Consider the following 26,995-nt stretch of genomic DNA (forward strand, 5'->3'; position numbering starts at 1 on the left):
GAAGCAGGCTTCTTCATAAGTCCGTTGGCAACTTGGCAGGCCAGATGATCTTGAGCTGGCGCGATGTCGGGGCCGGCCTTGCCTGCGCCAAGATCGCGCCGCCCGAGATCAAAATCGCGTTCGGCATGGCAAGGATGCTGAACATAGAAGGAGAGAAACAGCTGGTTTTTCAACTTCAGACCAGCGCGAAGAAGACCCGACTATGCAGTGCGACGGAGACACACGTCACGGTCTACGAGTACATCGCTCCAGAAGAGTTGCTTGTCATACCGCCAGGCGAGAGCCCGCTAGCGGCTAACGCCCCGAAAGTTGGCGCCAAGCTTGGCATTGCTGAAGAGCCCGAGATCACAGCGGTCATTGAGCTGGCGGAACAATACCATGCTCCCGCCGCCGTCGACCTCCTGCGCAAGGCAGGCTTCGACCCGACGGATGCCATCGTTTCTGCGAATTCGGTGGTGCAGAAGGAGGAAGGAGCAATCGTGAATTGGGTGGTGCTGGCATCAGGCCAAGTCTTCCTTTTCCAATCGTTGCGGAACGGCGGTGTGCTCTTGCGCGGCAAGGATGATGAAAGCCTCGCTGAGGCCGCTATGGCCGAGCTCAATGCCCACTTTGATCGCTCCGCTGCGGCGGGTTAGCGACAGCAAACCTACTTTTTCTCCGTCAGGAAGAACGTGCCATCGGCATGGCCGTTGGCACCGCATGACAGGGGCTCCGATTTGCCATCCTTGCCGGCGCCGCTCTGCTCGACGACAAGCGCATCGCCGTCGCGTCGGAAGGTAAAGACAAAACCGGTTGGGTTGTCGTTGTCGACGGCACGGTCGACCAGCCGCAGAGTGTTGCGCTCCTCGACCGTGCCGTCGATCTCGCATGACCCACTTCCCCAGACTGGATTGGAAACGACATCTTCCGAGATTTCGACCTTGCCTCCGCCAACAGCCTTGATGTCGACGCTGCCGCGCACGCTGCTCCATGTGCCGATCAAACCTGCATCGGGGGGCTTGCGTATGCCGGACAGGAAGGTTGCGCGGTCTCGCAGGAATTCGCCGAGATCGAAAGTCTGTTGGTTCTTGGGCGAACTTTCGTTGAAGCCGGCGATCTGGTCGCGATACGCGATGAAATCGCTTTGGTCGTCCCGCAGCGCCTTGCCGGCATGAGCATCGAGCCTCTTCAGCAGCGCGGTATAATTCTTCGCGACGTCGGCATCGGCTTGCGCCAGGACCGGATCGGCGCAAATGGCCTTTTCCGCCACGCTGGCGGCCTTGGCGCAGTCGAAGGATGGCTTGCCTTGCGCAACTGCGTGGTCGCTCGCTGCCACAAGTACGGTCAAAACGGCACCCACGGCTGACGATCGTATGGCAACAAGATACGTTTTGCCTGAATTTGGCGCCATGGCAGTCGGCCTTTTCGCCGCGCGTTCAGCCGGCGTTGACCCGAATTCTGGCGGCAAAGCAGCCGACAGGCAAGCACGTCACCGTTCCTGCCGGCTGCGGACGATGCGGCCTTGCCCAATGTTGCGTTGCGGCAGCGGAGCCTTTCCGGTATTGAGGCCGGACCTGAAACAGGGACCGCCCCCATCCCATGAGCCCCATCCGATGAGCCTTGTCGATTCGATCAAGAATGCCTTCGTTCCGATCCATCGCGAGGGCTATCCGTTCATTGCCGCCTTTGGTGCGGGCACGCTGTTCCTGGGCTATTTCTCCTCGGTGCTGTTCTGGATCGGCCTGATCCTGACCGCCTGGTGCGTCTATTTCTTCCGTGACCCCGAGCGTGTCACCCCGGTCGATGACAGGCTGGTGGTCAGTCCCGCCGACGGCGTCATCTCGGCGGTCGGCCCGGCCGTGCCGCCGCGCGAGCTTGGCCTCGGCAACACCGAGATGACCCGCATCTCGGTGTTCATGAACGTCTTTTCCTGCCATGTGAACCGCGCTCCGGTGCGCGGCCGCATCACCAAAATCGAGCACCGGCCGGGCAAATTCCTGAACGCCGAACTCGACAAGGCAAGCTCGGAGAACGAGCGCAACGGGCTGGTCATAGACAGTCCCAACGGCATCGTTGTCGCCGTGCAGATTGCCGGCCTGGTGGCGCGCCGCATCGTCTGCTGGGCCGAGACCGGCGGCTCCATTGCCGTCGGCGAACGCTTTGGCCTGATCCGCTTCGGCTCGCGCGTCGATGTCTTCCTACCGTCGACCGCGGTGCCGCGCGTCGCCGTCGGCCAGACGGCGGTCGGCGGCGAAACCGTGCTCGCCGAATTCGGCGGCGTCGCCGCAACCCCGCTCGTCAGGATTTCGTAAGCGGTGGGCGCGCCGTTCAAAAAGTTCGAGGCCCATGGCAGCGGCGGCCCGCGCATCCGCGAAATTCCGATGCGCATGGTGCTGCCTAATCTGGTCACCGTGCTTGCCATCTGCGCCGGCCTGTCCGGTATCCGCTTCGGCTTCGAGGGCCGTTTCGAGCCGGCCGTGGTGATGGTGCTGCTCGCCGCCTTCCTGGACGGCATAGACGGGCGCCTGGCGCGCATGTTGAAGGCGACATCCAAATTCGGCGCGCAGATGGATTCGCTGGCCGACATCGTCAATTTCGGCGTCGCGCCGGCACTGGTGCTCTACGCCTTCCTGCTCGACCGCGCCGGCTCCTTCGGATGGATCGCAGCCCTTCTGTTCACCATCGCCTGTGGCCTGCGGCTGGCGCGCTTCAACGTGCTCGACGAAGACCATGACCGGCCGATCTGGCAGAGCGAATACTTCGTTGGCGTGCCGGCGCCGGCCGGCGCCGTGCTGGTTATGCTGCCGCTCTATCTGTCCTTCCTCCGGCTCGGTCTCGAGCCGGACCGCCTGACGGCATTCGTCGCCACCGGCTTCACTGTGCTGGTCGCTTTCCTGCTGGTCAGCCGGCTGCCGGTCTATTCCGGCAAAAGCCTGAAAGTGCCCGGCGACAAGGTGCTGCCGATCATCCTGGCGGTCGTTCTCTACGTCCTGCTGTTGATGACCTATCCCTGGTACACGCTGACCGCCTCTGTCGCAGGCTATCTCATCTTCCTGCCTTTCAGCGTGCGGGCGTATTCGAAGCGCGCCAAGCGCGAGGGCGAAAAAGTGCCGCCGTCGGATATTGGGTAGTTGTTATCTCCCCCCTTGAGGGGGAGATGTCGCCGAAGGCGACAGAGGGGTCGGTACGCCCCGGACGCGACCTCGTTTGAGCGAAGAGGACGTCGGCGCTTCACGCGAGGCGACCCCCTCTGGCCTGCCGGCCATCTCCCCCTCGAGGAGGGAGATACGCTAAGCCGCCAGGCCCAACCCCAGCTTCTCGATCGCCAGGTTCCGCGTCGAGACATAATCCGTCTTGCCGGAACCCAGCACCGGGATCTCCTCGACCTTGACGATGTCGTTGGGCACCATCAGTTCGGCCGCACCTGCCTTCTTGCCGAAGGCGCGCAGTTCTTCCGGATCGGCGTCGTCGGCGGTGGTGACCAGCACGATGCGCTCGCCGCGCCTCTTGTCCGGCACCGCCACCGCGGCGTGGCGCTCTTCCGGCCACAGCGACTGCACCAGCATCTCGACGGCGCCCAACGACACCATCTCGCCAGCGATCTTGGCGAAGCGTTTTGCCCGGCCGCGAATGGTGATGAAGCCTTCGCGGTCTACCGAGACGATGTCGCCGGTGTCGTGCCAGCCGTCCAGCGGCTGCAATTCGCCGGGCCGGTCAGCGGTCATGTAGCCCATCATCAAATTCGGCCCGTCGAGCCACAGGCGGCCGGCACCCTCGATACCCTCGACCGGTTCGAGCTTCATGCGCATCGCCGGCAACAGCCGTCCGACCGTACCGTCGCGGCCATGGATGGCGGTGTTGACGGCAACGACTGGGGCGGCCTCGGTCAGCCCGAACCCCTCGATGATCGAGGCATCGAAGCGCTCGCGATAAACGCGCCGCGTCTCCGGCTTCACCGCTTCCGCGCCGGCGACGACGAAGCGCAGGCTGGAGAAATCGCCATCCTTCGCGGTGCGGGCATAGTTGGCAAGGAACGTGTCGGTGCCGAACATGATGGTCGGCTTCACCTTGCGAGCGATCTCCGGGATGATCTTGTAGTGCAGCGGTGACGGGTAGAGGAACAGTTTCACCCCGGTCACCAGCGGCAGGATGGTGCCGCCGGTCAGGCCGAAAGAGTGAAAAACCGGCAGCACGTTGAGCAGGATGTCGGACGGCGAAATGGTAATGCGCGCCTCGGCCTGCATGGCGTTGGCGTGGAGATTGCGGTGCGACAGCACCACGGCCTTGGGCGTGCCTTCCGAGCCTGAGGTGAACAGGATTGCGGCGGGCTTGGCCGCATCCTGCCGCTGCAGCGGGAACCGCCAGAGCACCGCTGCTGCGAGCCTTTCCAGTGTGGTGACGCTTGCGCGCACATCCTCCAGCCACAGCATCTTGGCGCCGCCGGCCTCGACCGCGGCGATGATGTCGGCAAGCGCCGCCTTCTCGACGAACGCGCGCGAGGAAACCACCGTTCGGATGACTGCCGTGCGCACCGCGGCGGTTACGCTGGCCGGCCCTGCCGTGTAGTTGATCATCGCCGCCACCCGGCCGGCCGAGAGCAGGCCGACGAAGGACAGCACCACGCCATTGGCGTTGGGCAGCAAAACCCCGACCGCTTCGCCGGGCGCCGCCACCGCCTCGAAACGGCGGCCGAGCACGCGCGCGCCGATGAACATTTTTCGATAGCTGAGCGAGCCGCTGATCACATCCTCGATGATCGGATGCGAGGCGCCGGTGCGATCCGCGGCATCGCGCATGGCCAGGAACAGGCCGCGATCGAGGTTGCTGCCATAAAGCCGCGCCTCGGCGATGCGGTCGAACAACGCATTGGTGTTGGAAGCCTGGTCGGGGTTGCGCGCCACCAGTTCGGCAATCGTCATTGGCTCCAGCACGCTGATCGAGAGTTTTGGGAACCAATGGCGCGGCGCCCGGTTCTTTGGCGTCAAGGAAACCGGCAGGTCGTGCGCGCCGGTGACGAAGATCGGCACGATGCGGGCGTCGGCCTGCATGGCGATGCGGGTGACGGCGCGGAACAGGCGAAACGTCTTCACATCGGGCTCGACGTCACCGGGCAGATAGACGGCAAGCCGGCCTTTACCCTTCAGCACCCTGACCAGCCGCCGGCTGACGAAGAGATGCTCGGCGTTGAAGGCGATGGTGCGGCCAAGCTCGCGCCAAGGCTCCATCCAGGGCGAGCGCGCCGAGGCCTCGTCGAGAATGTGCAGCGTGTCGTCGGGCAGCAGCGACAGCATCAGCGCCGGCTCGAAGCGTGACTGGTGCGAGACCACATAGATCACCGGCGTCGGCGCGTTGCGGGCAATGCGGATGCGCCGGTCATCGATCCGGTAGGCGAGCTTGAACGGCACATAGAGTAGCGCCTGGGTAAAGCGCAGGTCGAGACGAAACGTCTCGATCGCGCCAATCAGCAGCCAGGCCAGCACGAGGCCTGCAAGCAGCGCCAGTGTCAGGATCATGCCGCGTCTCTCCCAACGTTCCGGTATCGCGGCTCTTCGTCCGCTTCGCAGGAGAGGGTAACGCAATGGGGGGCAAGGTCAATGTAGAGCCTCTTCCTTCTCCACGTTCACGGGGAGAAGGTGCCCCGAAGGGCGGATGAGGGGCGGCGCTGCGCTTCACGTTGGCTCAAGCCGCCTTGATCCGCCCGCTGATGAACCGGAACTCCTGGCTCTTGCCGCCATACCCATAAGCTGCGGCCGGAACCTCGTGCACGAAGGCATAGCTCTCCTCATGCACGCCACCGAGCAGCTTACCAAAGGTGTCGAAGATCGCCTTCAGATAAGCCTCCAGCTCCAGCTTGGTGTTGGTGCCGTCGACCACCTTGATGTCGAGCCAGAAAGTATTGGCGCCATGCTGTGCCAGCGACTTGCCGCCGGCGAACCAGTGCTGCGGGTCGATATAGGTGACAGCGACGGCGGTGATCGTCGGGTCCTTGCGCAGATGGGTTGCGGTCAGGCCGGTGATTTCCTTGGCGATTCTGGCGGACAGCTTGGCGTCGGGCTTACCGGTGACGCTGATGTTGATGATGGGCATTTTTCTCTCCTTCGTTTGAGCGGCGTTGGAGAGACAATGCCACCATCTTTGGGTCAAAAAAATCGAATTGTCTCGAACATAAGGTTCTGTATTATCGAAGTATGCAAGCTCTCGATCCCGATCTGCTCAAAACCTTCCTTGCCTTTGTCGATGGCGGCTCGCTGGCTCAGGCTGCGTCTGTTGTCGGCCGCTCGCCCTCGGCGGTGACCGCGCAGATGCAGCGCCTGGAGGAGATCGTCGGCGAACCGCTGCTGGTGGCGCAGGGGCGCGGGCGCGGGCTGACGCCGGCCGGCGAGGATCTTGTTGGTCATGCCCGCCGCATTCTTGCCGTGCACAGCGAGGCCTGGTTGGCGCTCAAGGGCGCGCGTGCCGCTGGTCGCGTCGCCATCGGCACGACACAGGATTTCGCTGATAGCGGCCTGCCGGAGTTGCTGCGCGCCTTCGCGACCAGCCATCCGCGCGTCAGGGTCGAACTGCGCGTCGGCCGTTCGGCCGAGCTTGGCGAGGCGCTGCAGGCCGGGCAGCTCGATCTGGCCGTTGTCATGCGCAAGACGCCGGCCAATGACGAAGTCGGGCTGTTCAGTGAGCCGATGCTGTGGCTGTGCTCGCAAAAAGGGCTTGCCGTGCGGGAAGAGGAATTGCCGCTGGCGCTGCTCGACCCCTATTGCGGCTTTCGCGAAGCAGCACTCGCGGCCCTCGATGCTGCCGGCCGCCGCTACCGCATCGCCGCCGGCAGCGCCAGCCTTGCCGGCTTGCGTACGGCGGTCAATGCCGGCATCGCGCTGACCTTGCGCACCGCCCGCTTTGCCCATTCAGGCATTGCCGAAGCGCCGCGCGACTTCGCCCTGCCGCCGGTGCCGACAGCGCAATTCGCGATAAAACTCGGCCAGGGCGCCGAGCGGCCGGCGCGCGATCTTGCCATCCTGCTCAGTGACAACCTCGCCTTGCCCGGCTTTGGCGGCTGATGTCCAAAGAAAAAGCCGACCTTTACGGTCGGCTTTGAGGAGGACGGGTCGAGGGGTTTGGGGGGACTTGGGGGGTGACCCGTCGCACATAAAACTGCCTGATCCGCATGATGGTTCCATGACTTGGAAAATAATTATTGGGTTGCCGCACTTTTTCTCGCGGCCAGCCAGTCGCGCCCCGCATGGGCGAAAACCGCGCACAGTACTATGGCGCCGCCGATCAGGCTGGCGGCCGGCGCGATCTCGCCGAGGAACAGGAAGGCGAACAGGATCGCAAACGGCACTTCGGCGGCACCGAGAAGGCCGGACTCAGGCGCAGGGATCAGCCGCGAGCCTTCCGTCCACAGGATCGACGCCGCCGCAAACGATCCTCCGAAGGCGACGAGCAGCACGGCGTCGCGAGCAGAAATCGCCAGGGGGTCGGTGACGAACCAGCCGAGCACGAACAGCAGAAGCGCCGAGACTGCGCCCGCCCACACCACCGGCGTGTCGCGGAAGGCGCGCACCATGATCATGTAGAGCGCACTGCCGGCGGTCATCAGCAGCGCGAGCCCATCGCCAAACAGATGACCGCTGCCGAAGCCGGAGCCGACCATGATCGCTACGCCGCACAGCGAAACGGCGGCGGCGGCAAGCGTCTGCGCCCGGAACGGCTCGCGCACCAGCACGAAGGCGAGCAGCGCGGTGATGAAAGGCGCGGTGGCGTAGATGACCGCGACATTGGCGACATAGGTGAATTTGAACGCCGAGATGAAGGCGATGCTGGCCGCGGCGCCCTCGAGGGCCAGCAGCCAGCCGCGCCAGCCAAGCCGCAAGCTTTCCCGCCCGCCGGAGCGGCGCCGGCGCCACAGCACATAGAAGGTGATCAGGATCGCGCCGACAAAGCCGCGCCAGCAAGTGATGGTCAGCGGGTCGGCGTGGATCGATTTGGTCAGCACGCCGGTGAGGGCGAAGAAAGCCGCCGAGGCCGCCACCAGCATGATGCCGAGCGTACGCTCGGCAGCGGTATCTGTGGTGCCTGGGCCGTCGAGCGCTTCCGTCATCTCAGCAGCCTATCCGTCTTCTCCTGCCACCATGCTGTCAGCACGGGGGTACTCATAGCCGCTTGCGGAAATGCTCGTTGCCGATGATCAGCAGGCCGGCGCCGACGATCAACGCCGCCCCCAGAAACACCTCGCGACGCGGCACGTCGCCCCAGATCGCAAAGCCGAGCCCGAAGGCCCAGACCAATGAGGTGTATTCGAACGGCGCCACGATCGACACCGGCGCCCGCTTCATGCCTTCGAACAGCATAAATTGCGCCACGCCGCCGAGCGCGCCGACGCTGATCAAAAGCAGCAACTGGCGCCAGTCCGGCATCTGCCAGACCAACAGCGCCGGCACCGTGGAAAACACCAGGAAGTAGAAATTGTTGAGCACAAGCTGGATCAGCGTGCGCTCGGCCAGCGCCGTCTTGCGCAACAGCACCACGACAATGCCCCACAGCACTGCCGCAGCCAGTACCAAGAGCATCGGCACGGACAAGCCGAGACGAGTGGGATCACAGGCGATGAAGACGCCGACGAAGCCGATGAACACCGCCAGCCAGCGCAACAGCGGCACCTTTTCGCCAAGCATCACCACCGACAGCACGGTGACGATGATCGGGGCGGCGTAATAGATGGTGGTGAGTTCGGCCAGCTGCAGGGAGCGGGCCGCGTTGTAGTAGCAGAGCCAGGCGCCGAGCGTGAAGGCGCTGCGCACCAGCATCGGCCGCACGATGGGCGAGCGCATTGTGTCGGCAAAGATGGGCGGTCCGCCGATTGCAGCACAGCCGATAAGCACAGCGATCGAGCGGAAGAACATGATCTGCCAGACGCTGATGCCGACGACCAGAAGCTTGATCGCGGCGTCCTGCGTCGAAAACAGGAAATAGGCGCAGCCGGTGAACAGGATGCCGGCAAGCACCCTTTCGCGGGTTTCCAGAATGGCAATATCGGCCATGCGGCGTGTCCGGCGCTGTCAAGAGGACGAAGAAGAAGCCTGCCCCAATCAGGCTCCCATTGCAGGCTATACGGGCGAAAGCCTGCGGGGCGCTACGCCAGTGGCAAGCTTGCGTTGGCGCAGCCGCCTGGCCGACAGCGTGGGCACGCCGTCACTGTGTTGCCTGGTAGAGCTGTGAAGCGGCCTCCTTCAGGGCGCGCCGGCCGCCCGGCCTGAGATACATCATGTGGCCGCCTTCGACGACGTCGAGACGGATGGGTTTTGCCGCGCCCAGCGTCGGGATTTGGCTCACCAGATAGCGTGAGGCCAGATAGGGCGTGACCAGATCGGTGTCACCGTTGACGATCACCACGCCAAGCCCCGGGTTGAGCGAGCGCGCCCGCTGCAGATCGTCCATCACCCCGGCATAGCCTTGCCGCGAGCCGCCATAGTCCCAGGCGTGGGTCACATCGCCATTGAGCAACCGGTAGCTGATATCGGTGCGAAAATTCAGCTCGTCGCGCGCATAACCGACAAAGGCCGAGGTCAGCGCCGGTACGCTGCGGTCGAGCACCGGATCCGGGCCGGCGCTGCGGGCGCTCTCCGGGGCGATGTCGCTGGTGGCGATGGTGCCGTCATACGGGCTGAGCACTTTGCCACTGGCGCGCTGGAATTCGCGCGCGAACAGGCCGGTCGGGATGCGGGCGAAATTGCGCTGCACGAGGTCGAGCGGCAGGCCGGTGATCTCGGCCACGCGCTGGCTGGCCAGCTGCCCGCCCTGTTCCAGCCCGCCGGTCAGAGCCGTGAGGTAGTCGCCCAGCGCATACTTTTCGACCTCGGCGAGCTTTTCGCGCAGTGCTTCGCCGCTGACGCCTTCGCTGCGCAGGCGCACCGCCGCCAGCGAGGGCAGTTCCAGCGCCCAATGCAGTGGCTGGAATTCGTCGGGCAGCACCAGCGTGAACTCCAGTGCAGGCGAGATCAGCACGATGCCGTTGGGGCTCAGGCCGACATCTTCCTGCAGGGTCCTGGCGAGAAGTGCCGCGCGGAACCCGCCATAGCTTTCGCCGGCGAGGAAGAGCGGCGATCCGGTGCGGCTGTTCTGGGCGAGATAGAGCCGGATGAAAGCGCCGATCGAACTGGCGTCCTGGCTGACGCCCCAAAAATCTTTCGTGTCCTGGCCGGGGGCCTCGCGGCTGTAGCCGGTGCCGACCGGATCGACGAAGACGAGGTCGGTCATGTCGAGCCAACTGTCGGGATTGTCGATCAGCTTTTGCGGCGGCAGCAGGAATTGGCCATCGGCGCCGGTCGCGACGACACGCGGGCCGAGTGCGCCGAGATGCAGATAGGCGGATGCCGCGCCCGGGCCGCCATTGAAGACGAAGGTGATGGGGCGAGCCTTCTCCGCGCCCGCCAGTGGCGGCAGCGTATAGGCGACATAGAAGATTTCCGCGGTGACCTCGCCCTTGCCGGACAGCAGCGACAGCGTGCCGGCCTTAGCCTGATAGTCCAGCTTGCGCCCGGCAATGGTGATTGAATGGCTGGTCGTCTGCGGTGCCGGCAGCAGCGACAGCACGCCGCCTGCCGGTGGGGGGCGCTCGGGCGTTTCGGCGAGGCCGGGCTGCGCGAAGGCTGCAACCACCAACAAGGTAAGCGAGATCAGTTTCAGCTTGAACGGCATGATGTCTCCGCGGGAATGACTCTGCTTAGGTATGGCTGGGGCGGTCTAAGTCAAAGTAACTCTTCGTGACGTAGCATTCCTTCACGCCCCCTCTGTCCTGCCGGACATCCCCCACAGGGATGGAGATTGGATGTCGCGACCGCCTTCGCTAATCGCCGGCGTAGAAAGCGCCATCGGCGGAGCTGCAGATCTCCCCCTGTGGGGAGGTGGCCGGTAGGCAGAGGGGGGCGCTGTCTCGCCGGCATATCAGTGCTATCAAAGCGCGAAGGACCTGAAAGGAATGCAACATGGATGCCACGGCACTCAAAGCCATGCAGGCGCCGCTCAAAGAGGCCTATCGGGGCGATGCCGCACAGGCGCTGATCACGCTTCGCGCCAAAGGCTCCATCGACGACCAGTCGATTGCCTGCAAGGTCGAGACGGGCAGGGCGCTGGCGGTCGCCGGCCTGCATCCGGCGACCGGCGGTTCCGGGCTCGAATTGTGTTCGGGCGATATGCTTTTGGAGGCGCTGGTGGCGTGCGCCGGCGTGACGCTGAAGGCAGTGGCGACGGCGCTGGAATTCAGGCTTGGCGCAGCCACCGTCGAGGCCGAAGGCGATCTCGACTTTCGTGGCACGCTGGGCGTGGCCAAGGACGCCCCCGTGGGCTTTCGCGCCATCCGGCTGAATTTCAACCTCGACACGGATGAGCCGCAGGACCGCATCGATTCGCTCATCAAGCTGACTGAACGCTATTGCGTGGTCTTCCAGACCATCAACAGCAAGCCGGAGCTGACGGTGAAGGCGCGCGCCTGATCTTCCCCCTTGAGGGGGAGATGTCGCCGAAGGCGACAGAGGGGGTCCGGCCGACTGGACGCGACGCCCTTTGTGCGGAAGGAGGTTGGCACTCTACGCGAGGCGACCCCCTCTGGCCTGCCGGCCATCTCCCCCACAAGGGCATAGGCGCTAAGATAGCTTTGGCATGGACTGAAACTTGCGCTTTCGTGGTGGTTCGCGCCAGCGATATCGCAAGGCATGGAGATTTTGGCGCAGGGCCGCCAAGGAAGGTTGAGTAAAGATGGTCGCGATCAGAGAGGCGACGATCTGGCGGGTTGCGCGCCACAGTAGCGGGCGCCCGTCGCTCAAGGGGGAGAGACACCCAACTCCTGCGAGAGGGGTTCGGTCACAAGCGCGATGAGGAAGTGTGCAAGGATCCAAGGCTTTGCGATCCTTGGGTCCTTGGCGGGAGGAGAGCGCAGCCCGATCAGGCTCTTCAGACGCTTGAAGGCGAGTTCGATGCGCCAGCGCATGCGGTAGAGCTTGAGGACCGTATCGGCGGGAAACTCCTCCCGGTCAAGCGAGGTCACAAGCAGGACGAAGCCGGCCGCAATCAGCGTCTGCGGTTGAACCTTGTTGCCCTTGGCCCTGGCTTCCTTGTTGATTTTGCGCGCGCTTCTTGTGCCGCGGCCTCGGATTTGCGCAAGGCGATCAGGCGCATCTTCACAGGCTCGCCCTTCTTGAGTGCCAGCCGGGCAGGCGTTTCGCAGACTTCCTCCCGGCAGTTCTCCAGGTAGCCGATGAGATCGAACGCCCTGCCGTTGGCGTCGAGCCATCGCGCGTTTTTCCACGACGCGCGCACAACAACATCGCCGCCTTGCGCCATCACCTTGGCGATCCGCTCGGCCTGCAGATAGGCGCGGTCACCGATGCGGATCTCGCCCGGCACCACCGGCACGCGGTCGATCAACTCGGCCTCGCTCTGATCGGTGATCTCGAGGAAGTCGAACTGCTCGCGCTCAAGCTCGAAGGCGCAGTGCATGCGCCAAAGACCATTGTTCTTCTTCTCATACGCACCGGCCTTGGCAACCGCTGTCGCATCGAGGATGCGAACCAGTCGGCCTTTGGCCAAACCTGCATCCTCGCGCTTCAAAAGGTGCCCAATCAACTGCTGCAGCCATGGTCCTGCATTGCGCAGCCGGCCAAGCAACGCCACGTCTGAAATGTCGGCAATCCCGCTCGCCGCCGCCCAGGCCACGACGCCCCGCATGCCAACCTTGCCAAGGCAGTAAGCCAGTGTCAGGCGCAACAGGTCGCTCGCCGACCTGACGCCGCGCGGGCGCAGGAACGCCTTCGTCTCGCGGGCACTTCCTGCGATCAACTCTTCGCCGCCCAGAAGCTCAATCGTCTCGGCCCAGCCGTCATCAACAAGCGATTCGTGTGTCATCGCAGTGTAGAATCACACCCGATTCCGCAGGGCAATACCTATCTTAGCGCCTATGCCCTCAAGGGGGGAGACTACGCTACTGCGCCGCCGGCTCTTCCGCATCACCCTCATCGGTGAAAGGCGAGGCGCTCGGCACGCAATTGACCGCCCAGCCGGCCGGCGTCGGCTGCTTCTGATATTCGGTAATCGCGTTTGTGCACTGTTCGCGGGTGTCGAAGGTGCTGGGCAGCACCACCATGCCGCCTTGCGGGCCGGCGATCACCAGGTACCAGACCAATGCTACGCTGGGAGCAGCCATGGGAATTCCTCGCTTTGCTGAGTGTCGGAGTCGGGTCGACCCTAGCAACTCCCGGCTGATGGCGAAAGCAGGGCGAGGGGGGAGGGACCTGCCGGATCATCACAGACCCGTGAACGAACCGCTCCCAGACGTCTCTCAGTTCGTCGCAAAGCAGTAGAACAGGCCGTCGCCGCCGGTGCCTTTCAGCGCCTCCTGGCTGCAGCCGCCGCGCGAGGCATGCGAGGAGTTCCAGGATTTCGCCGCCGCCGACTCGTCGAGGCCGGTGCGGTCGTGGTGGCCCATCATCGCCGCGCCCTTCGCCCCGCTCAAGGTCCAGTCGCCGCAGGTCTGGTCGGCGATCTTGGTGCCGTCAGGCTTCGAGCCGGTCAATATGTCGTGCCGGTTCGGCTTGTCGCCGCGGCCGTTGACCACCTCGCCCTTTTCGTTGAGCGCCGTCTGCTTGGTGATGGCGTTGGCGTCGCTGTGCAGCGAGGCGACATCGTCAGCTATCTTGTCACCCTTGGCGTTGACCCAGGGACCCTTGCCGATACGGTCGCGCGCATCGACATTGGCGCTCGAGAGATAGGCGTGCCATTCCTTGCCGGTAACCCCAGCCGCTTCCGCCAGCGAGGCGCAATGCGCGTCGGCACCCTTGAGACCGCCGAGATCGGCGCCCTTGCCGGAACCGACGCTGGTGACGAAGAAACTCATCTTTGCGTCTTGCGCCAGCGCCACGCCGGCTGTGGCGGCAATCGCGGCGGCGGCAACGAGAAGAAGTCTACGCATGTCGGTCCTCCGGTTTCGAATGTCCTACATTCGAAGAAACGTAACTGGAGGTCTGTTTAATCCCGCTACAACCCGGTTTATTCCGGCTGCCGGTAGGCGACGAAGCGGTTGTTCTTGACCTGGAAGATCAGCCCCGTCTCTTTCAGCTCGGGGCTCGCCAGCGGCACGATGCGTTTTGCCACCTCTGACGGGTGCGGCAGCGTTTCCGGATCCTCGCCGGGCGCGGCCTGCGCACGCATGGCGGTGCGGGTGGCGCCGGGGTCGACGGCATTGACGCGGAGCGGCAGGCTCTGCGTCTCATGTGCCCAGGAACGCGTCATGGCTTCCACCGCCGCCTTCGACGCCGCATAGGGCGCCCAGAAGGCGCGCGCCGAATGCGCGGAGCTGGAGGACATGAGAATGGCGCGGCCGGCGTCGGACAGCCTGAGCAGCGGGTCGACCGAGCGGATCAGCCGCCAGGTCGAGGTGACATTGATGGTCATTACCTTCTCGAAGGTTTTGGCCTCGACATGGCCGATCGGCGAGATGACGCCGAGCACGCCGGCATTGGCCACCAGAATGTCGAGCTTGCCCCAACGCTCGTGAATGGCCCCGCCCAGCCGGTCGATGCCGGCCATGTCTGAGAGGTCGAGTGGCACCAGCGTCGCTTCGCCCTTGCCGGTTTTCGCGCGTTCGGCCTTGATCTGGTCATCGAGTTCTTCCAGCCCGCCGACGGTCCGGGCAACCGCAATGACATGCGCGCCGGCGGCGGCAAGTTCCTTGGCGATGAAGTAGCCGATGCCGCGCGAGGCGCCGGTAACGACCGCGACGCGGCCGGAGAGGTCGAGGGTCATGCGAGCGCTTTCAAGGATAGCAGTTGGGCTTTACGCCCCGTTGTTCGCCAGCAGCGACAGCGTGCGCACATTGTCGTGGCCTTCGAAGTCGAGCAGGCGGGTCGGGTACTGGCCGGTGAAACAGGCGTCGCAGAATTGCGGCTGCTCATTGTCGCGGCTGGCTTCGCCGACGGCGCGGTAGAGCCCGTCAATGGTGAGGAAGCCGAGCGAATCGACACGGATGAACTCGGCCATTTCCTCGATCGACATGCGCGATGCCAAAAGCTTCGACTTCTCCGGCGTGTCGACGCCGTAGAAGCACGACGCGCTGGTCGGCGGCGAGGCGATGCGCATATGCACTTCCTTGGCGCCGGCGTCGCGCACCATCTGCACGATTTTCTGGCTGGTGGTGCCGCGCACGATCGAATCGTCGACCAACACCACGCGCTTGCCCTCGATCATCCGGCGGTTGGCGTTGTGCTTGAGCTTGACACCCATATGGCGGATCGAATCGCCGGGCTGGATGAAGGTTCGGCCGACATAGTGGTTGCGGATGATACCGAGTTCGAAGGGGATGCCCGCCGCCTGGGAGAAGCCGATTGCCGCCGGCGTGCCGGAATCCGGCACCGGCACGACGATATCGGCATCGACCGGGCTTTCCTGCGCCAATTCGGCGCCGATACGCTTGCGCACTTCGTAGACATTGCGGCCTTCGACCGAGGAGTCCGGGCGGGCGAAATAGACATATTCGAAGATGCAGAAGCGGGTCTTCTGCGGCTCGAAGGGGAACAGGCTCTCGATGCCCTTCGAGGTCACCACGACCATTTCGCCGGGCTTCAGGTCGCGCACGAAGCGGGCGCCGATAATGTCGAGCGCGCAGGTTTCGGAGGCCAGGATCCAGGCGCCGTCGAGGTCGCCGAGCACCAGCGGGCGGATGCCGAGCGGATCGCGGCAGCCGATCATCTTCTTGGAGGTCATCGCGACCAGCGAGAAAGCGCCTTCGACCTGACGCACGGCGTCGATGAAGCGCGAATTCAAATCGCGTTCCTTGCTGGTGGCAACGAGATGCAGCAGCGTCTCGGTGTCGGAGGTCGACGAGAAGATCGCGCCCTGTTTCTGCAGCGCGCGCTGCACGGTCATGGCGTTGGTGAGATTGCCGTTATGGGCGACGGCGAAGCCGCCATCGGCGAGTTCGGCGAAGAAAGGCTGGATGTTGCGCATGCCGGCGCCGCCGGTCGTGGCGTAGCGCGTGTGGCCGATGGCACGGTTGCCTTGCAGGCTGTCGATGACGTGCTGCTTGGTGAAGGTGTCGCCGATCAGGCCGACATGGCGTTCGACATGGAACTGCGTGCCGTCATAGGAGACGATGCCGGCCGCTTCCTGGCCGCGATGCTGCAGCGCATGCAGGCCTAGCGTGACGATGGCCGCAGCGTCCTGCCGGCCGAAAATGCCGAACACGCCGCATTCGTCGTGGAAATGATCGTCTGCTTCGGCGGAAAGCACGTCGTCCGCGTCTGCCTTCGAAACTGCCATGGGGCTCAAGCTCCGCTAAAATGGCCATATAGTGCGATAGCACCGCGAAAGCAACGTAGTCAGGCCGGAACTGCCGGGATGGCGCCTGTCCGGCACCATCCGTCCGTATCAGTTTGCCGGCGCGGCCGGAGCCGGAGCAGCGGGCGCGGGTGCGTTATCGGCCGGAGCGTCGGTCTCGTCGTCGGGCGCCGGCGTATCGTCACCGGTTGCCGGAGTATCGTCACCGGTTGCCGGAGCATCCGCCGCCGGTGCATCGGCCGCCGGAGGCGTCTCGGCTGCCGGCTGATTCGGATTGAGCTTCTTCAGGATGGCGTTTTCCGGATCTTCGGGCAGCAGGCTTTCCAGCTTGGCGCCGATGGTCTCGAGCAGCGGCTTCGACTTGGCGTTGGCGATCCAGGCAGGCGCCTTGGCGCCGGCCAGCCAGTTGAAGAACAGCAGCGCCACGGCGACGACGAGGACGCCGCGCGCGGCTCCATAGAGGAAGCCCAGCGTACGGTCGAGCGCGCCGATCCTGGAATCGATGATCCAGTCGGCTAGCTTCATGGTGATGACGGAAACGACGATCAGCGCGATGAGGAAGACGATGCCGGCGGATGCCGCCATGGCGATCTTGTCGCTTTCGACATAGGGCTGAACGTAAGGCAGCACCGGCTTGTAGAAGAAGAATGCCGCCGCGGCGGCAGCCGCCCAGGACACGACGGACAGGATTTCGCGTGACAGGCCGCGAACCATGGCGAGCATCGCCGAGACCAGGGTGAAGCCGACGAGAATTCCGTCCAGCAGCGTAATCGGCATGTCTTTCGCCCCACTCAGATTGTCTTTTCACGGCTCGGGCGAGCCGCGTCAATCTTCCACGTCGACACGGCTGCGCCGTGAGCCGGCTATCCGCGCGACGAGATCGGCAAGTTCGGTCGGCTGGAAAGCGCCGGCCCCGATCCCCCCGACAACCTCCTCGCTGCCCAAGGGCAGAACCGCACTTCCAAAACCCAGCTTTTCGGCCTCTTTAAGGCGCTGCTGCGCATGCGCAACCGGCCTCACTGCGCCCGACAGGCTGATTTCGCCGAAATAGACGCAATCGGCGGGAAGGGCAAGACCGGTGAGCGACGAAACCAGTGCAGCGGCAACCGCCAGATCGGCCGCCGGCTCGGAAATCCGGTAGCCGCCGGCGACGTTGAGGTAGACATCGTGGGTGCCGAAGCGCACGCCGCAATGGGCTTCGAGCACGGCAAGGATCATCGACAGCCGTGCGCCGTCCCAGCCGACGACGGCACGGCGCGGCGTGCCCAATGTGGACGGCGCCACCAGCGCCTGGATCTCGACCAGCACCGGACGTGTGCCTTCCATGCCGGCAAATACCGCGGCACCCGGCGATTTTGCGTGGCGTTCGCCGAGGAACAGCTCCGACGGATTGGCGACCTCGCGCAAGCCCTTGTCCGACATCTCGAAGACGCCGATCTCGTCGGTCGGCCCAAAACGGTTCTTCACCGTGCGCAGGATGCGGTAGTGATGGCCGCCTTCGCCTTCGAAATAGAGAACGGCGTCGACCATGTGCTCGACGACGCGCGGACCGGCGATCTGGCCTTCCTTGGTGACATGGCCGACCAGCACGATGGCAGCACCGGTGGATTTGGCGTAGCGGATCATCGCTTGCGCCGAGGCGCGCACCTGGGTGACGGTGCCGGGCGCCGAGTCGGCCATGTCGGTCCACAGCGTCTGGATGGAATCGAGGATGACGAGGTCCGGCCTTCTGCCATCGGCTATTGTTGCCAGGATATCCTCGACATTGGTCTCGGCGGCAAGTTCGACCGGCGTGTCGGCGACGCCAAGCCGCTGCGCCCGCAGCCGGATCTGCGCGACAGCCTCTTCGCCCGAGACATAGACGATGCGGTGGCCTTTTGACGCCAATGCTGCTGCGGCCTGGGTAAGCAGCGTCGACTTGCCGATGCCGGGATCGCCGCCGACCAGCAGCGCCGAGCCGCGCACGAAACCGCCGCCGGTGGCGCGGTCGAGTTCGCCAATGCCGGAGATGATCCGCGGCGCATCCTCGATGTCACCGGACAGGCTGGTCAGCACCACGGCGCGGCCCTTGCGCGCATTTCGCGTGTTGGCCGGTCCCGAGCCGATGCCGCCGGACGTGCCTTCCTCGACGAGTGTGTTCCACTCGCCGCAGGCATCGCATTTACCGGCCCAGCGCTGATGCACCGACCCGCAATTCTGGCAGATGAACTGGACGCGCGATTTAGCCATGGAGTGATGCTGCCTGCAAATGACCGAAGGAGGGTGATCCTGCACACCCCTCTCTGTCCTGCCGGACATCTCCCCCGCAAGGGGGGAGATTGGCTATCGTCGCTGCTTTCGCCAATCGCCAACGTCGCAAGATGAGCGCCATCCGCAAAGCTGCTGATCTCCCCCCTTGCGGGGGAGATGGCCGGCAGGCCAGAGGGGGGTGTGACGGAGCGCTGCGGTAGGCCAAAAAGCTACTCGAACCTCTCCGCAATATGATGCTCTTCGGCGAGGTCGGAAAACCGTGTGAACTCGCCATGGAAGGCGAGGCTCACCGAACCTGTCGGGCCGTGGCGCTGCTTGGCGACGATGACTTCGGCCTTGCCGCGCATCTCGTTCATCTCGTGTTCCCACTTGATGTATTCGTCGGTGCCGGGCTTCGGTTCGCGGTTCTTCAGATAATATTCCTCGCGGTAGACGAACATCACCACGTCGGCGTCCTGCTCGATCGAGCCGGATTCGCGAAGATCGGACAGCTGCGGGCGTTTGTCTTCGCGGCTTTCGACCTGACGCGACAGCTGCGACAGCGCGATGATCGGAACGGAGAGTTCCTTGGCCAGCGCCTTGAGGCCGGTGGTGATCTCGGTGATTTCCTGCACCCGGTTCTGCGACGATTTCGCGCTCGACCCCTGCATCAGCTGGATATAGTCGATGACGATGAGGTCGAGGCCGCGCTGACGCTTCAGCCGCCGCGCCCGCGCCGACAGCTGCGCGATCGAGATACCGCCGGTCTGGTCGATGAACAGCGGGATCTTCTGCATGGTCTGCGAGCAGGCGACCAGCTTTTCGAAATCCATCTCTGAAATCTCGCCGCGGCGGATTTTTGACGACGAAATTTCCGTCTGTTCGGAAATGATGCGGGTGGCGAGCTGCTCGGACGACATTTCCAGTGAGAAGAAGCCGACGACGCCGCCGTTGGCTGCCTTGAACGAGCCGTCGGCCTGTTGCGCCGGCTCATACATCTCGGCGATGTTGAAGGCGATGTTGGTGGCGAGCGATGTCTTGCCCATGCCCGGACGGCCGGCAATGATGATCAGATCCGACGCCTGCAGGCCACCCATGCGGCGGTCGAGATCGCGCATGCCGGTGGCGAGGCCCGACAAATGGCCGTCGCGCATATAGGCGGCGTTGGCCATGTCGACGGCGGTCTTGACCGCGTCGGTGAAGCTCTCGAAGCCGCCATCGTAACGGCCGGTTTCGGCCAGTTCGAACAGCCGCCGCTCGGCATCCTCGATCTGTTCGGACGGCGCCATGTCGACCGGCGCGTCATAGGCGATGTTGACCATGTCCTCGCCGACGGTGATCAGTGCCCGGCGCGTGGCCAGATCGTAGATGGCGCGGCCATAATCGGTGGCATTGACGACGGTGACGGCTTCGACCGCCAGACGAACCACATATTGCGCCACCGTCATGTCGCCGACCTTCTCGTCGGCCGGCAGGAAGGTTTTCAGCGTGATCGGCGTCGCCACCTTGCCCATGCGGATGAGCTCGGCCGCGACCTCGAAGATTTTCCGGTGCAGCGGCTCGTAGAAATGGCCGGCCTTGAGGAAGTCGGACACGCGGTAGAAGGCATCGTTGTTGACGAGGATGGCGCCGAGCAGCGCCTGTTCGGCCTCGATGTTGTTCGGCGCTTCACGATAAAGCGGTTGCTGCTCCGCCACGCCGAATTTTCGCGCTGCCTCTGCCATGATGTCCCCGATTTTGATCCCGGCTTCTCGATATCAGAACGAGATAAATCGGTGCTGACCTTTCTGCATCACCGCACGACCAATCAACCTCGATGCCCCGTTTGTTCACAGGGGCGGCAAACCGTCCACAGAAGAGTGTTTCCGCGCCCCGATTCCGGTTGACTCAGAAAGGCGCTGACTTTTATCCGAGTCGTTGGAACAGAGCAAGAACAATCTCGGTGATTATCCGCTTCTTCCGTCCAATGTATCGCCCCAGTCCAGCCGCCGCGCTGCCTTGAACAACTCGCCCTCGCGCTTGGTGAAAAGTGTCTCGCCGGCGCCGCCATCCGGCTGGCACAGTTTGAGCAGCACCTTGCCGGAGCCCGATTTCGGCGGCGCAATCACGCGCGGCTGACGTACAGGCGCGGCTTGCCGCGACGCCGCGACGTAGATGAATTTCTCGTCCTCCCACGGCACGTCGGCGTCTTTGGCCAGGCGGTGCAGGCGCGAGCGGGCGACGCGGCGCGAAAAATGGCACCAGTCGGGCGGCTCAAGCGGGCAGGGCGCCTCATGCGGACAAGGCGCCAGCACATGCGCCCCGGCCTCCAGCAATTGCCTGCGCACTGCCAGGATGCGCTGCCAGCCTGCCGGCGTGCCGGGCTCGACGATCAGCAGTGTGTCGCCGGTCAAATGCCAGAGCCGGCCGACAAGCTTCGGCAGCGATGCCGGCGCGATCTCGTCCAGCACATAGGCGCAGGTGACCAGATCGGCAGGCTTGAGATCGGCAAGGTCGATGGTCACGTCGCCGGCGCGCCAGTCCATCCTGGCGGCGATGGTATGATGAGCGAGCGACTGGCCAACCTTGCGCACCGCGGCGCTTGCTTCAACCAGAACCGCCTCTTCGAGGTCGGGCCACAGGTCTGTAGTGGCCCAAAGCACCGTGCCAGGACCGGCGCCGACATCGAGCAAGCTCGTTGGCTGGAAATCGGGCCGCGCATAGGCGAGTTCGTCGAGACCGGCCCGTACCGCCGCGTAGGTCGCCGGCAGCCGCGTCGCCAGATAGGCTTTTACCGCCATCTCTTCGGCCATGTGAAGGCGGCCGTCGCGCAATTCGGCGCGGTAGCGGTCAGACAGCGTCTTCGCCGCCTGGCGCAGCACCGCCAGCGGTATCGTTTCGAGCAGGCGCTCGACGCCCTGTCGCAGGGAGGCGGGGAGTTCCACGCTCAGGCTCCGCGTGCCGCGAGCACCGAGGCGCCGGCGAACTCGACAAGGGTGGTGGCGATGGTGGGCAGGCAGGTCATTAAAAAAGGTCTCGCGAGAACGAGACCTTTTTCAGTGTCAGAGCCGTCAATGGCAAGCGGCAATCGCAATCGAGGCGTTATTCGCGATCCGCCACCTTGCGACGGCGCGCTGGCTTGGCCGCAACGGACCTGACAGCAACGGACCTGGCAGGCACAGACCTGGCGACAGCAGGCTCGGCGGCCGCCGCCTCCTGACGATGCCCCATTTCGCGCATTTCGAGCGCCTTTTCACATTTGGCCATGTAGTCGCGCGTCACCGGCAGCGTGTCGTTCTTCTTGGCGATCTGGATCTGGAAGATCACCAGATCCTGCCAGCGGAAGGCGGCTTCCGAAGCCGCCAGATAGAACTCCCACATCCTGCAGAAGCGCTCGTCATAGATGGCCTTGGCCTTGTCGCGGTTGGCGGCAAAGCGCTGGCCCCAATGCTTCAGCGTATCGGCATAGTGCAGCCGCAGAATCTCGATGTCGGTGACCACAAGCCCCGACTTCTCGATCGCCGGCATCACCTCCGACAGCGAGGGAATGTAGCCGCCCGGAAAAATGTACTTGCGGATAAAGGCGCTGGTCGCCCACGGCACGCCGGAGCGGCCGATCGTGTGCAAGAGCATGACGCCGTCGGGCTTCAACAGCGTCGCCGACTTGTCGAAGAAGGTGCGGAAGTGGTTGACGCCGACATGCTCGAACATGCCGACCGAGACGATGCGGTCGAAGCGTTCGTTGAGTTCGCGGTAGTCCTTGAGGTCGAAATGCACGCGGTCCTGCAAGCCTTGCGCATGCGCCCGGTCGGTGGCGACGCCGTGCTGCTCGGTCGACAGCGTCACGCCTTGGACGTGGACATCGAAAGCCTTGGCGAGATAGAGGCCGAGCCCACCCCAGCCGGAGCCAATATCGAGCACGGTCTGGCCGGCCTTCAGCCTGAGCTTGGCGGCGATATGGCGTTTCTTGGCCATCTGCGCCTCGTCGAGCGTCATGTCCGGCTGTTCGAAATAGGCGCAGGAATACTGCATGTCGTCGTCGAGGAAGAGCCGGTAGAGGTCACCCGACAAATCATAGTGGCGCTGCACGTTGCGGCGCGCCCGTGATGCGGTGTTGATCTGCTGCAGGCGGCGAAAGGCGTGGCGCAGACCCTCGATGGCCTTCGACCAGGTGGCGTCGATACCGCCGCTGCCCATGTTCTGGAAGGCGATGCGCATCATACCCAGTACGCCGCCCTCGATGATGTCGAGTTCGCCGTCCATATAGGCTTCCGGCACGGCCAGCATCGGATCGAAGGTAATGGCGCGCTCGGCATGCGCGGTCTTGATGTGCATATGAACCGGCTCGCCGCTGCCGTCGCCGAAAACCACTGTCGAGCCCTTCGGCCCGGTGACTTTCAGATCGCCCGTACGCACCAGGCGGTCGAGAACGCGTTTCAACAGAATATTCATCACCAAATGTCCCCTCACGGTCAGACTGGCGGACCAATTCTGCAACAAGATATAGGGGTTCGAAAAGTTCCATTTGGCACAAAAATGCCCGGGCGAGAGGCCCGGGCATTGGTCCAGAAAGGCTGGATGACGAGGAAGTGATTGGAGCGCTGCTCCCCTCGCTTCCCGATCAGGCCCGGTGCGGGATCAGGCGTTCTCTTCTTCGCCGCCTTCGAACTCGGTGTTCGGGTCGAAGAAGTTCTCCGGCCGTGCGTTGTCGTTGATGTCATCGCCATAGATGGCTTCGGCGGTGGTCAGCGTCTCGCCCTTGGCCTGGCGCTCGGCTTCGTCGGCCGTGCGGGCGATGTTGAGGCTGATGGTGACCTCGACTTCCGGATGCAGCGCAATCGCCACATTGGTGACGCCGATAGTCTTGATCGGCTGGTTGAGCTGGATCTGGTTGCGGTTGACCGAGAACCCTTCGGCGGTCAGCAGGTCGGCGATGTCGCGGGTCGACACCGAACCGTAGAGCTGGCCTGTCTCGCCGGCCGAACGTACGGCGATGAAGCTCTTGCCGTCGAGCTTTTCGGCAACCTGGCTGGCTTCCGACTTGCGCTCGAGGTTGCGGGCTTCGAGCTGCGCGCGCTGTCCTTCGAACTTCTTCTTGTTGGCTTCGTTGGCGCGCAGCGCCTTGCCCTGCGGCAAGAGGAAGTTGCGGGCAAAGCCGTCCTTGACCTTGACGGTATCGCCCATCTGGCCGAGGCGGGAAACGCGTTCGAGAAGAATCACTTGCATGGTCTTGTTCCTTCGTCTGGCACCGACCGCGGGATCGGCGCCGAATTGAATGGAACAGGTCAGGAAGCTCTGAGCGCCTTTGCGCCGGTGTCGCTGTCCTGCCTGTCGCGGCAGTTAGAGGCTTTTCACCTCAACTCGGGATTTCAATGCACGTCGCCAAGAGTGGTCCCGGTTTTGGGACAACGACATGCATCATCAAATTACCCCTGGGCGCCCGTCGCCGTGGGAGAAGGAAGCAGGCGGCGAACCGCCTGCTTCGGAGATCTTAGCGAACCACGTAGGGCAGCAGGCCGAGGAAGCGGGCGCGCTTGATCGCCTTGGCGAGTTCGCGCTGCTTCTTCTGGCTGACGGCGGTGATGCGCGACGGCACGATCTTGCCGCGCTCGGAAATGTAGCGCTGCAGAAGACGCACGTCCTTGTAGTCGATCTTGGGCGCGTTGGCGCCGGAGAACGGGCAGGTCTTGCGGCGGCGATGGAACGGGCGCCGGGTCGGGATCTGATTGATGTCGACCATTATTCTGCACCTCCTTCAACGCCTTCGCGCGGACGGCGCGGACCACGATCGCCACCGGCATCGCCAAATGAGCGCGGCGGACGATCGCCACGGTCGCCGCGATCACGGTCGCCGAACGAGCGCGGACCACGATCGCCACGGTCGCGGTCGCCGAAGCCGCCGCGTTCCGAGCGCTCTTCGCGCTTCTGCATCATGGCCGACGGGCCTTCCTCATGCGCCTCGACCTTGACGGTCAGGAAACGCAGCACGTCCTCGGACAGGCCCATCTGGCGCTCCATCTCGTTGAGCGCTGCCGGCGGGCAGTTGAGGTCCATAAGCGTGTAGTAAGCCTTCCGGTTCTTGTTGACCCGGTAGGTGAGGGACTTCAGTCCCCAGTTCTCGACCCGGCCGACGGACCCGCCATTTGCGGAGATGACGCCCTTGTACTGTTCGACAAGCGCATCGACCTGCTGCTGCGAGAGGTCCTGCCGGGCAAGGAACACATGTTCGTATAGAGCCATAGTGGTTCAGTGCCTTTCTTCGTTTCTCTCCCGGATCCTCGCGGCAAAAGCCTCTGCAACTTCTCTGACCCGCTGGTCCCGAGGGGGCGAGGAAGAAAGGAGCATTTCGAGACGGTCGAGAGCGGAGACACGGGAGGCGGAAGCGCTTCTGGCTTCACACGAAGGTTTTGGATAAAACCTCCGGCCCTCCGTTCAGCCCCCAGCAAGGACCGGCAGATTGCGGGCGTCTATATAGCAATTTGGCTGGAAGGCAAGGGTAACGCATGCTCCGGACAGCGTCCTGGCGTCGCAGGGTTGGAAAAGACCAGGCATCAACTCGTATGCGGGGTACGACCGTTGATCGTTTCGGGGAAGAAGTCCGGAGCCGCCTTACGCTTGCCGAACATCATATCGTATTGCAGCAGGCGGAAGTCGTTGATCGCCGGATCGATGTCCTTCTGCCGCGCCCAGTCCGCCGTGGCCTCACCTGACGGTGTCAGAAGCAGATTGCGATCCACGACGCGATAGCGTTCGCGCAGCGCGCCCAGGAAGCCGGTATAGTAGGGGTGCGTGATCCCGGCCGTGGTAAGGATATGGTAGGGCAGGAAGGCCGGGCTCACCGCGCCCATATCCTGCGCCGGACCGGTGCGGTTAGACCAGATGACCAGCGGCGTCTGATGATGCTCCAGTGCCGCCTCCGGCGTCGGTTCCTTGCGCGGCGCGACATTGTCCTTCAGGTAACCGGTTTCGACATAGACGGGGCCGAGCGGCGGCAGATGGTCGCCGAAGAAGGCGATGACCGTCGGCCGCTCGCGCTTCTTCGCCCATTCGATCAATCGTTCGAGGCCACGGTCGGCATCGGCGGAGCCTTCGGCGTAGCTGAGCAGCGATTCCCGCGCCCATGTGCTGATCGGTGCCGCGACCTTGTGGGTCGGATTGTAATAGCGGTACGGCTCGTAGGGACCGTGGTTCTGCAGGCTGACGGCGAAGAAGAACACCGGCCGCTCGCTGGCGTCGGCCTCTGCGATGATCTCGTCGGTCATCGAGGCATCGGAAGCCAGCGGCCCGCGCTTTTCCAGTGGCGGCAGCGTCTCTTCCGAGCGGAAATCGTTGAAACCGAAATCGGCATAGACGGCGCCTCTGTTCCAGAACCAGTTGGTGCCCGGATGGATGGCGCGCGCCCGGTAGCCCTCGCTTTTCAGGAAGGTCGCCAGCGACGGCGTCGGCGTGCGCACATATTGCTGGTAGGGGATCGAGCCCGCCGGCAGGAAGGCATTGGAAAAGCCGGTCAGCGCCTCGAATTCGATGTTGGCGGTCATGCCGCCGAATTCCGGCGAAAACATATAGCCGGAACGCAGCGCCCGCACATTGGGGATCGGGTCAGGCGTGATTGTGACGCCGGGCAGCTTGGTCGGATCCCAGAAAGATTCGCTCATCACCACGATGATGTCGGGTTTCTCATCCGGTACCGAGGCCGCCACATCAGGCCTGTCGATCGCGTCGATCGCCTTGTCGGAATAGCCCGCCGGCGCCGAGACATGCGCCATCGGCACGTTGAGCGCGAAGGCCAGCGCAAACCCGTTGGAGGCGTAGTTCTCCTTCTGGTCCCACATGATCGGGATGATCTGCAGCCGGTCGCGGGTCCACGAGAAGGTGGCGTAGTCCATGATCGAGACGAAGAAGGCGAGCAGCGGCACTGCCAGCGTCAGCCGCGCCAGCCGCCCTTTGCGGCTGAGGATCGGAACCTTGCGGCGCCACAAACGCCAGCCATAGATCAGCAGCGACAGGCCGGCGACGATGCCGACCGCCATGGCGAGCGCCGTCCAAGGCCGTTCGCGCACCAGGAGCGGCATCAGTGCCATGATCTGGCGCGAATAAAGAAAATCGGTTGGGTAGAGCGGATCGCCGAGATAATGCGACTTCTGATGCCCGACAAAGGCCAGTGCCAGCGTCAGCGGCGCCACGATCATCAGGCTCTGGTGACTGCGGCCAAGCACGGCGTCCAGTCCCATCAGCACCAATGCAAAGACAATGATGGTGGTCCAGCCCGGCTTGAATGGCTGCAGGAAGAAGTCGACCGTGCCGAAGAAGTCGCCCCGCACGATCCATTCGATGGCGAACACCAGGATGGCGGAGGCAAGCACCGTGACCAGACCGTAGCGGATGACCGGCCATCTGCGCCCCGGCAGGTAGCCGGTGGACGGATCGTCTTCCAAGAACTGTGGCGCGGGTACGGCCGCGCCCTTCCTGATCCTAGCCACGTCTCTTC

The 26,995-nt window shown here is 64.0% G+C and carries 26 protein-coding genes; 5 read left to right on the plus strand and 21 right to left on the minus strand.

Annotated features, from left to right (window positions below; all coding sequences use genetic code 11):
- Positions 1–44: 44 nt before the first annotated feature.
- A complete protein-coding gene (locus NLY37_RS02965) occupies positions 45–635 on the plus strand; it encodes a hypothetical protein (protein ID WP_023743471.1) in 591 nt (196 codons plus the stop codon).
- A gap of 11 nt (positions 636–646) precedes the next feature.
- Here the strand turns inward: NLY37_RS02965 and NLY37_RS02970 are convergent, their stop codons facing one another.
- On the minus strand, positions 647–1,327 hold the full coding sequence (locus tag NLY37_RS02970) for a lysozyme inhibitor LprI family protein (RefSeq protein ID WP_023743472.1): 681 nt from the start codon (positions 1,325–1,327) through the stop codon (positions 647–649).
- A 181-nt stretch (positions 1,328–1,508) separates the two neighbouring features.
- On the opposite strand from NLY37_RS02970, the gene NLY37_RS02975 reads away from it, so the two are divergent.
- On the plus strand, positions 1,509–2,291 hold the full coding sequence (locus NLY37_RS02975) for a phosphatidylserine decarboxylase (RefSeq protein WP_280790543.1): 783 nt from the start codon (positions 1,509–1,511) through the stop codon (positions 2,289–2,291).
- Between the two features lie 3 nt (positions 2,292–2,294).
- Positions 2,295–3,110 (plus strand): CDP-diacylglycerol--serine O-phosphatidyltransferase, encoded by an 816-nt coding sequence (pssA, locus tag NLY37_RS02980; protein WP_023672701.1) that lies wholly within the window; start codon positions 2,295–2,297, stop codon positions 3,108–3,110.
- A gap of 159 nt (positions 3,111–3,269) precedes the next feature.
- On the opposite strand, the gene NLY37_RS02985 is transcribed toward pssA, so the two are convergent.
- Together NLY37_RS02985 and NLY37_RS02990 are read right to left on the minus strand one after the other, a co-directional pair.
- Positions 3,270–5,492, minus strand: coding sequence for an AMP-binding protein (locus NLY37_RS02985; protein WP_023743473.1), 2,223 nt, complete (start codon positions 5,490–5,492; stop codon positions 3,270–3,272).
- A 166-nt stretch (positions 5,493–5,658) separates the two neighbouring features.
- Positions 5,659–6,066, minus strand: coding sequence for a tautomerase family protein (locus NLY37_RS02990; RefSeq protein ID WP_023743474.1), 408 nt, complete (start codon positions 6,064–6,066; stop codon positions 5,659–5,661).
- Positions 6,067–6,167: 101 nt separating this feature from the next.
- Between NLY37_RS02990 and NLY37_RS02995 the strand changes: the two genes are divergently transcribed.
- Positions 6,168–7,031, plus strand: a complete 864-nt coding sequence (locus tag NLY37_RS02995) for a LysR substrate-binding domain-containing protein (protein WP_023743475.1) — start codon at positions 6,168–6,170, stop codon at positions 7,029–7,031.
- A 134-nt stretch (positions 7,032–7,165) separates the two neighbouring features.
- On the opposite strand, the gene NLY37_RS03000 is transcribed toward NLY37_RS02995, so the two are convergent.
- From NLY37_RS03000 to NLY37_RS03010, 3 genes are all read right to left on the minus strand, one after another.
- Positions 7,166–8,074 (minus strand): DMT family transporter, encoded by a 909-nt coding sequence (locus NLY37_RS03000; RefSeq protein ID WP_023743476.1) that lies wholly within the window; start codon positions 8,072–8,074, stop codon positions 7,166–7,168.
- A 52-nt stretch (positions 8,075–8,126) separates the two neighbouring features.
- Positions 8,127–9,014: a DMT family transporter gene (locus tag NLY37_RS03005; RefSeq protein ID WP_023743477.1), complete on the minus strand. Its 888-nt coding sequence runs from the start codon at positions 9,012–9,014 to the stop codon at positions 8,127–8,129.
- Positions 9,015–9,165: 151 nt separating this feature from the next.
- Positions 9,166–10,671: a S10 family peptidase gene (locus NLY37_RS03010; protein WP_023743478.1), complete on the minus strand. Its 1,506-nt coding sequence runs from the start codon at positions 10,669–10,671 to the stop codon at positions 9,166–9,168.
- Positions 10,672–10,958: 287 nt separating this feature from the next.
- Here NLY37_RS03010 and NLY37_RS03015 point away from each other — a divergent pair, with 287 nt between their 5' ends.
- Positions 10,959–11,465 carry an OsmC family protein gene (locus tag NLY37_RS03015; RefSeq protein ID WP_023743479.1) on the plus strand — a complete coding sequence of 169 codons (507 nt, stop codon included), beginning with the start codon at positions 10,959–10,961 and terminating at the stop codon, positions 11,463–11,465.
- Between the two features lie 326 nt (positions 11,466–11,791).
- Here NLY37_RS03015 and NLY37_RS03020 read toward each other — a convergent pair whose 3' ends face one another.
- The 15 genes from NLY37_RS03020 to NLY37_RS03090 all read right to left on the minus strand — a co-directional run bounded on the left by NLY37_RS03020 (position 11,792) and on the right by NLY37_RS03090 (position 26,987).
- Complete coding sequence (locus NLY37_RS03020) at positions 11,792–12,124, minus strand: transposase (RefSeq protein WP_353621661.1); 333 nt, start codon at positions 12,122–12,124, stop codon at positions 11,792–11,794.
- Entirely contained in the window at positions 12,040–12,873 is an 834-nt protein-coding gene (locus tag NLY37_RS03025; protein ID WP_286443029.1) for a hypothetical protein, read from the minus strand. Before NLY37_RS03025 ends, NLY37_RS03020 begins: the two co-directional genes overlap by 85 nt.
- A 76-nt stretch (positions 12,874–12,949) precedes the next feature.
- Entirely contained in the window at positions 12,950–13,171 is a 222-nt protein-coding gene (locus NLY37_RS03030; protein ID WP_023689120.1) for a hypothetical protein, read from the minus strand.
- Between the two features lie 135 nt (positions 13,172–13,306).
- The gene (locus tag NLY37_RS03035) at positions 13,307–13,936 is read right to left on the minus strand and encodes a hypothetical protein (protein ID WP_023733853.1); all 630 of its coding nucleotides are present in this window, start codon (positions 13,934–13,936) and stop codon (positions 13,307–13,309) included.
- Between the two features lie 77 nt (positions 13,937–14,013).
- Positions 14,014–14,769: an SDR family NAD(P)-dependent oxidoreductase gene (locus NLY37_RS03040; protein WP_023742309.1), complete on the minus strand. Its 756-nt coding sequence runs from the start codon at positions 14,767–14,769 to the stop codon at positions 14,014–14,016.
- 30 nt (positions 14,770–14,799) lie between these two features.
- Positions 14,800–16,281, minus strand: a complete 1,482-nt coding sequence (gene purF / locus NLY37_RS03045) for an amidophosphoribosyltransferase (RefSeq protein ID WP_023711952.1) — start codon at positions 16,279–16,281, stop codon at positions 14,800–14,802.
- Between the two features lie 108 nt (positions 16,282–16,389).
- Positions 16,390–17,076, minus strand: coding sequence for a CvpA family protein (locus NLY37_RS03050; protein WP_023731145.1), 687 nt, complete (start codon positions 17,074–17,076; stop codon positions 16,390–16,392).
- Between the two features lie 48 nt (positions 17,077–17,124).
- Positions 17,125–18,528 (minus strand): DNA repair protein RadA, encoded by a 1,404-nt coding sequence (gene radA, locus NLY37_RS03055; protein WP_023672716.1) that lies wholly within the window; start codon positions 18,526–18,528, stop codon positions 17,125–17,127.
- A 230-nt stretch (positions 18,529–18,758) separates the two neighbouring features.
- A complete protein-coding gene (locus NLY37_RS03060; RefSeq protein WP_023672717.1) occupies positions 18,759–20,252 on the minus strand; it encodes a replicative DNA helicase in 1,494 nt (497 codons plus the stop codon).
- A 222-nt stretch (positions 20,253–20,474) separates the two neighbouring features.
- The gene (locus NLY37_RS03065; RefSeq protein WP_023742311.1) at positions 20,475–21,452 is read right to left on the minus strand and encodes a small ribosomal subunit Rsm22 family protein; all 978 of its coding nucleotides are present in this window, start codon (positions 21,450–21,452) and stop codon (positions 20,475–20,477) included.
- Between the two features lie 157 nt (positions 21,453–21,609).
- Positions 21,610–22,959, minus strand: coding sequence for a cyclopropane fatty acid synthase (locus NLY37_RS03070; protein WP_023742312.1), 1,350 nt, complete (start codon positions 22,957–22,959; stop codon positions 21,610–21,612).
- 186 nt (positions 22,960–23,145) lie between these two features.
- The gene (gene rplI / locus NLY37_RS03075; protein ID WP_023742313.1) at positions 23,146–23,733 is read right to left on the minus strand and encodes a 50S ribosomal protein L9; all 588 of its coding nucleotides are present in this window, start codon (positions 23,731–23,733) and stop codon (positions 23,146–23,148) included.
- A gap of 265 nt (positions 23,734–23,998) precedes the next feature.
- Positions 23,999–24,247 (minus strand): 30S ribosomal protein S18, encoded by a 249-nt coding sequence (gene rpsR / locus NLY37_RS03080; protein WP_006203718.1) that lies wholly within the window; start codon positions 24,245–24,247, stop codon positions 23,999–24,001.
- Positions 24,247–24,747, minus strand: coding sequence for a 30S ribosomal protein S6 (gene rpsF, locus NLY37_RS03085; protein ID WP_023672722.1), 501 nt, complete (start codon positions 24,745–24,747; stop codon positions 24,247–24,249). The genes rpsR and rpsF overlap by 1 nt, the downstream gene beginning before the upstream one ends.
- A 311-nt stretch (positions 24,748–25,058) precedes the next feature.
- Positions 25,059–26,987 (minus strand): LTA synthase family protein, encoded by a 1,929-nt coding sequence (locus NLY37_RS03090; protein WP_023742314.1) that lies wholly within the window; start codon positions 26,985–26,987, stop codon positions 25,059–25,061.
- Positions 26,988–26,995: the final 8 nt, after the last annotated feature.

The organism is Mesorhizobium sp. C395A, from assembly GCF_030323205.1.
Taxonomy (GTDB): domain Bacteria; phylum Pseudomonadota; class Alphaproteobacteria; order Rhizobiales; family Rhizobiaceae; genus Mesorhizobium.

Bases quoted from the DNA above. Each gene is read 5' to 3' on its own strand.
- NLY37_RS02965 (WP_023743471.1), top strand. From the start codon at position 45: ATGATCTTGAGCTGGCGCGATGTCGGGGCCGGCCTTGCCTGCGCCAAG.
- NLY37_RS02975 (WP_280790543.1), top strand. From the start codon at position 1,509: ATGTTGCGTTGCGGCAGCGGAGCCTTTCCGGTATTGAGGCCGGACCTG.
- NLY37_RS02985 (WP_023743473.1), bottom strand. From the start codon at position 5,492: ATGATCCTGACACTGGCGCTGCTTGCAGGCCTCGTGCTGGCCTGGCTG.
- NLY37_RS02990 (WP_023743474.1), bottom strand. From the start codon at position 6,066: ATGCCCATCATCAACATCAGCGTCACCGGTAAGCCCGACGCCAAGCTG.
- NLY37_RS02995 (WP_023743475.1), top strand. From the start codon at position 6,168: ATGCAAGCTCTCGATCCCGATCTGCTCAAAACCTTCCTTGCCTTTGTC.
- NLY37_RS03000 (WP_023743476.1), bottom strand. From the start codon at position 8,074: ATGACGGAAGCGCTCGACGGCCCAGGCACCACAGATACCGCTGCCGAG.
- NLY37_RS03005 (WP_023743477.1), bottom strand. From the start codon at position 9,014: ATGGCCGATATTGCCATTCTGGAAACCCGCGAAAGGGTGCTTGCCGGC.
- NLY37_RS03010 (WP_023743478.1), bottom strand. From the start codon at position 10,671: ATGCCGTTCAAGCTGAAACTGATCTCGCTTACCTTGTTGGTGGTTGCA.
- NLY37_RS03015 (WP_023743479.1), top strand. From the start codon at position 10,959: ATGGATGCCACGGCACTCAAAGCCATGCAGGCGCCGCTCAAAGAGGCC.
- NLY37_RS03025 (WP_286443029.1), bottom strand. From the start codon at position 12,873: ATGACACACGAATCGCTTGTTGATGACGGCTGGGCCGAGACGATTGAG.
- NLY37_RS03030 (WP_023689120.1), bottom strand. From the start codon at position 13,171: ATGGCTGCTCCCAGCGTAGCATTGGTCTGGTACCTGGTGATCGCCGGC.
- NLY37_RS03035 (WP_023733853.1), bottom strand. From the start codon at position 13,936: ATGCGTAGACTTCTTCTCGTTGCCGCCGCCGCGATTGCCGCCACAGCC.
- NLY37_RS03040 (WP_023742309.1), bottom strand. From the start codon at position 14,769: ATGACCCTCGACCTCTCCGGCCGCGTCGCGGTCGTTACCGGCGCCTCG.
- purF (WP_023711952.1), bottom strand. From the start codon at position 16,281: ATGGCAGTTTCGAAGGCAGACGCGGACGACGTGCTTTCCGCCGAAGCA.
- NLY37_RS03050 (WP_023731145.1), bottom strand. From the start codon at position 17,076: ATGCCGATTACGCTGCTGGACGGAATTCTCGTCGGCTTCACCCTGGTC.
- radA (WP_023672716.1), bottom strand. From the start codon at position 18,528: ATGGCTAAATCGCGCGTCCAGTTCATCTGCCAGAATTGCGGGTCGGTG.
- NLY37_RS03060 (WP_023672717.1), bottom strand. From the start codon at position 20,252: ATGGCAGAGGCAGCGCGAAAATTCGGCGTGGCGGAGCAGCAACCGCTT.
- NLY37_RS03070 (WP_023742312.1), bottom strand. From the start codon at position 22,959: ATGAATATTCTGTTGAAACGCGTTCTCGACCGCCTGGTGCGTACGGGC.
- rplI (WP_023742313.1), bottom strand. From the start codon at position 23,733: ATGCAAGTGATTCTTCTCGAACGCGTTTCCCGCCTCGGCCAGATGGGC.
- rpsR (WP_006203718.1), bottom strand. From the start codon at position 24,247: ATGGTCGACATCAATCAGATCCCGACCCGGCGCCCGTTCCATCGCCGC.
- rpsF (WP_023672722.1), bottom strand. From the start codon at position 24,747: ATGGCTCTATACGAACATGTGTTCCTTGCCCGGCAGGACCTCTCGCAG.